Origin of the sequence: Mesotoga sp. UBA5825 (genome assembly GCF_002432955.1) — a bacterium.
GTDB lineage: Bacteria > Thermotogota > Thermotogae > Petrotogales > Kosmotogaceae > Mesotoga.
The window spans coordinates 8,420-12,840 of record NZ_DJHG01000066.1 but is presented as its reverse complement, the minus strand read 5'-3'; the positions used below and the strand labels follow the sequence as shown (position 1 = coordinate 12,840).

The 4,421-nt window shown below is 43.2% G+C and carries 4 protein-coding genes; all 4 read right to left on the bottom strand.

The window, feature by feature from the left end; all coding sequences use genetic code 11:
* Positions 1-159: 159 nt before the first annotated feature.
* Positions 160-525: a four helix bundle protein gene (locus tag B3N33_RS06190; protein WP_292592547.1), complete on the bottom strand. Its 366-nt coding sequence runs from the start codon at positions 523-525 to the stop codon at positions 160-162.
* Positions 526-1,071: 546 nt separating this feature from the next.
* Positions 1,072-1,692 (bottom strand): hypothetical protein, encoded by a 621-nt coding sequence (locus B3N33_RS06185; protein ID WP_292592545.1) that lies wholly within the window; start codon positions 1,690-1,692, stop codon positions 1,072-1,074.
* A gap of 640 nt (positions 1,693-2,332) precedes the next feature.
* Positions 2,333-3,421, bottom strand: coding sequence for an MBL fold metallo-hydrolase (locus B3N33_RS06180; RefSeq protein ID WP_292592544.1), 1,089 nt, complete (start codon positions 3,419-3,421; stop codon positions 2,333-2,335).
* A gap of 137 nt (positions 3,422-3,558) precedes the next feature.
* Positions 3,559-4,421: UDP-N-acetyl glucosamine 2-epimerase (locus tag B3N33_RS06175; RefSeq protein ID WP_292592542.1), on the bottom strand; the 863-nt coding region annotated here is incomplete at its 5' end.

Here is a 4,421-nt window from a genome sequence, read left to right as displayed (position 1 = left end):
AAGTATTTCCACAGCCGAAAAGGGGCGAGGGAACAGCAGGATGCCAGGAGATCGGGTGAATGATGAAGGACCCGCTGGGAAGAGCCGCTGATCGCTGTACGCTGGGTAGAGCACGGACCCGCTTGGAAGAGCCAAGAGCGAAGAGCTTGGGAACACTTCTCAGTCGGGCGAGACTTTCAGGCTGGTAATTAGGCGGTTCAGCATTCTGTGGAGTCTATCAGCTGTTTCACGAAGTTTTTCATGAGTCTCTTGATCTATGTAACCGAGCATCTTTGACAATTCAAGCTGTGTTATGACCTCCCTGAGGGAGCCTTTAGAGAGATAGAGAAACTGGGCATATTCCTTTTTATGTTGCCTTCCTGATCCTTCTGCGATATTTGAAGGAACGGATATTACGGCTCTTCTAAGCTGGGAAGAAAGACCAAACTTTTCATATTCAGGGAATGAAGAGACAGTCTGATAGATATCAAATGCGAAGGCCATGCTGAGTTTGTAGACGTCGAGTTTTTCGTAAGAATAGGTCATAAGCTCACCTCCAGGATTAGGCTAGCACCAACCAGTTAAGAAAAGCGAACACCAACGTTTTGAATGTCTTTGTTCTGCATCTTTGACATAATGCACATTTTTCGTTCTCAGCGGCGTATTTGAAACGCCTCTAAACGAAAAGCGTTTTCTAGCAAGTGGCTCTTCCAGCGATCAGCGGGTTCATCGCCCTTAAGCGGATAGCGGTTCTTCGAGCGACCAGCGGGTTCATCGCCTTTAAGCGGATAGCGGCTCTTTCAGAGAACGGCGAACCGTTGACTGACAACGTGGTTTTATGAAACTTGGAACTGTACTACACACACACCCTAACGGCAGGAAGGAATAAGCCCCTTCCTGCTTCTTATTCGAGACAGGACTCTGAAAACTTTGACAATAAGAAAACTGGAGCATCGGTTCGAATACGCGCTGCTTTCTGAAGGGAAAAGCAACAATGGACTTTGCTAGCCTTTCAGCTGTAGAAGTGAAAAACAGATCCTTTGCAAAACTCAACAACCAAAACCAGAGCAGTAAGAGCTACAGAACCACAGTTTATCCCAGTATGCATTTATGAGTGGCCGCTTCAAGAGAGAAACCATCTGAAAGAATACCATTGTTTTTGTTCTCACTCTCAAGGCTTTCAAAGTAGCATTTCCAGTGATCATACTCTGCAGAAGACATTCTTTGCTGTGATCTCTCTAGCTGCCATTTATAAGCTGGTTTTCTTTCTGATTTGGAGCCGTCATGATAATAATACTCGACAGGTGCGCAAGCCATGAATCTCAGATAATCCCCATTCTCATAGAACGAGATGAAAGATCTCTGCTTAGAACCATCAATATTATCATCCGGATACCAAGCAGCCATTATTCCAACCTGGTCATTTATTCTAGCCTTGAACCTGAAAAGGCTCTCTTTCCCGGAATAGATCGCCCGATATTTTGGGTTCAAGAATCCTTTACTCAGCTTCCCATTCACAAAATACTCCATAGGAGCAACAGTATACAGTAAGTCAAACATCTCCCACTTTCTCATGAACTTCTTAGGATCAAAATCAGCGCCGACAATGAATACCTCAACAACGTTTGCGGATTTGGTGTCAATAACAATGTGATCTTTCTTTGCTTTGAATTGCCGAATTTGGGTACTGTCTTTCGAGACTCCGATCTTCAAGAAGAGTACCGTACCTGAAGAGACGAGAAATCTCATTTGAACGCGGAGAGAACGAGAGAATAAGAGAGAAAGACGAGAGCCAGAATTGCCAAAGCAGATTCTCTTCCTCTCCACCATCTGAGCCTAATTTCCAACTTTCAATCGTAATCTCCGATCATAAAGACCTACTCTCGACAGATACTGGTGAAGTCAGTTCTCTCCCGGCCGGAAATGGGATAATTCTCAGAAGATCGAAATCCTTGTATCTGATGCAAACTCTTCTAGGCATTTTTGAAGTCTCGTGTTAAAGCTATATCAAAATAGCGTGTTGATGATATATTTGAAAGTATCATGATCGCCAGAAGCAATACAAGTGTCTTCGTAATTGGGTTAGGCACTGAGAAACACAGCGCTTGTGAAATTCACAAAACCAGAAACTCATGCATCCACAGCTCTTAACAGCGAACTCAAAAAACTCAATCTTGAATTCTGCAAATATGCCTCCTATCTGAGCATATGTTACTTATGGAGAAAGCCCGTTCTTCGAATAACCTTCCATTGACCTTTGTGAGACCATAATTCTATGCTTACCCGCTGCTTATCTGTACAATATGTACTCTCTATGAACTGACCATTCGCTGAGATAAGAAACTTTGCAAGCTCATTTACTCTTCTGTGGTGAGTTCTCAACCAANNACCCACCACTCTCGACTTTAAATCTCCAGTAGGCATGATCATTACTAACCGACCCATGATGAGGAGCTGTCGAAACCATTCCTTTGGACCAGCGAATGGGTTGGTAGAATTTCAGATCAGAATCAGCACAGAACAACGCGGCAGGCAGACTCTCGTTTTGCGGAGAGATAAAGACTAGACTTTGCTCGTTCTGAATTGAAAGAGCAAGTATTTGAAGTAACGAGAAACCTGCACCTAGTTTTTTTAGGGCGGAGAGAGCAACTATTTCAAATGAGTTTACTGGTTCCAGAAAACCTGGCTCACCGCCATAAGACAAGCATTTGTGGAACTCGAAGAAGCGGATTCGGACTCCCCTCTTCAAAGCGGCAACAATTAACTGTCGCATTTTCTTGAATAGATTTATGTACTCATTTTCAACGCTGTATATTGTTCTCACCGTTAGGTGGCTTATATATTTGTTCTCGCTATATAACTGAAGCCATACTTCGAATGGCCTTCTCTTTGAGGGTGCTTTTGGCCACAGTTCAAAATACTTGCAGTCTGTCTTGCTAAGTGATTCGGCAAGAAACTTCGTAATTGCGTTAACGTCGTCACTTGAAATCATCTCTGCAAGGACACCCCTCGCCTTTTTCTCTGTCTCATCGGATCGTTCATGATCTCCTAGAATTGCTTCATTGAACGTACGAAAATCAATTCTACCCTCTTCCTTAAGAAAGTCAGAAATCCTTTTTCGCAGCTCTGTTGTAATCTCTGCCAAAGACTCTTCAGGCCTTTCGAGAATATCTTCAATCCTGTATCCTATGTAACTAGGAAGCCAGAGTTCAGAACAATTCAAATTTGAGTCTTTTAGATAACCAATCAAACCATTGATATGATCGGCGTCGGCATGGGTGCAGACAAGGTAGTCGACATATCTCGCTCCGGTAACACCCTTGAATAATCTGCAAAGAACTTTCTGATTCTCTCCTCCATCTACTAAAACACTCCTTCCTTCTCTTTCAAGAAAGAAGGAATCTCCGTTTCGAACACCAAGAGCAATCAATCGGCTTGACATTGATACACCTTCCGAACAAACAAATAAGATTCATGTTATAAACGAATTCACATTAGAAAATTCGCCATTTAAGAACTTCTTCCACGAGACCAAGAAACGCGTAGTATGATAACTCGTTTCAGAGACTTACAGTAGACCTAAGGTACCCCCAGTAACGGACACCCTGCAACACTTTCTGCTATCTTTTCCCCCGCTCTTCCATCTCCATAAAGATTCTCCGGTGCATTTGCCGGAGGTTCGTGACTGAAAGCTTTATCAATGATCAGTTCTTTATTAGCATCAACTAGAAGATTCCAGCCAGCTTCGACGAGTTCTATCCATCCGGTATCGGGCATCATCACTAAGGCCGGAACCCCGGCAAAGTAAGCTTCTTTCTGGAGGCCACCGCTGTCAGTGATTGCTTTCTTAGAACCGATGAGCAATGACATCATATCGCTATATGGAAGTGGATCAAGAATCGTGATGCTTTTTATCAGATCTTTATAACCATTCACAGAGATTGCCTTTCTTGTTCTTGGATGAAGCGGCAAAACGATTTTGATCTTTTTGCTTACTTCATTCATGGCTTCAAGAATATTCTTGAGTCTCTTTCTATCATCTGTGTTGAAATCGCGATGCAGCGTTGCCAGAATATATCTTCCCCTGACCAATGAGTAATTGGACAAAGTCTTGCTTATATCGAGACTCTCTCTCATCTTTATGAAAAGATCGTACATAACATCGCCTACGAAGTGTACGCCTTTGATTATTCCTTCTCTCTCGAGATTATCGACGGCTTTTTCTGTCGGACAGAACAGAAGTGAAGAGATGTGGTCGGTAACTACCCTGTTTATCTNNTGAGCTATTGGAATCTTCAATTTGGAACCGACAAGCGCTCCTGCAACGGTCGCGTTTGTATCACCATAGACCATTAGCATATCCGGCTTTTCTTTCAGAACAACTTCTTCGAGCCTGATCATCGTTGTTGCCGTCTGATAGGCATGAGATCCAGAACCGACAC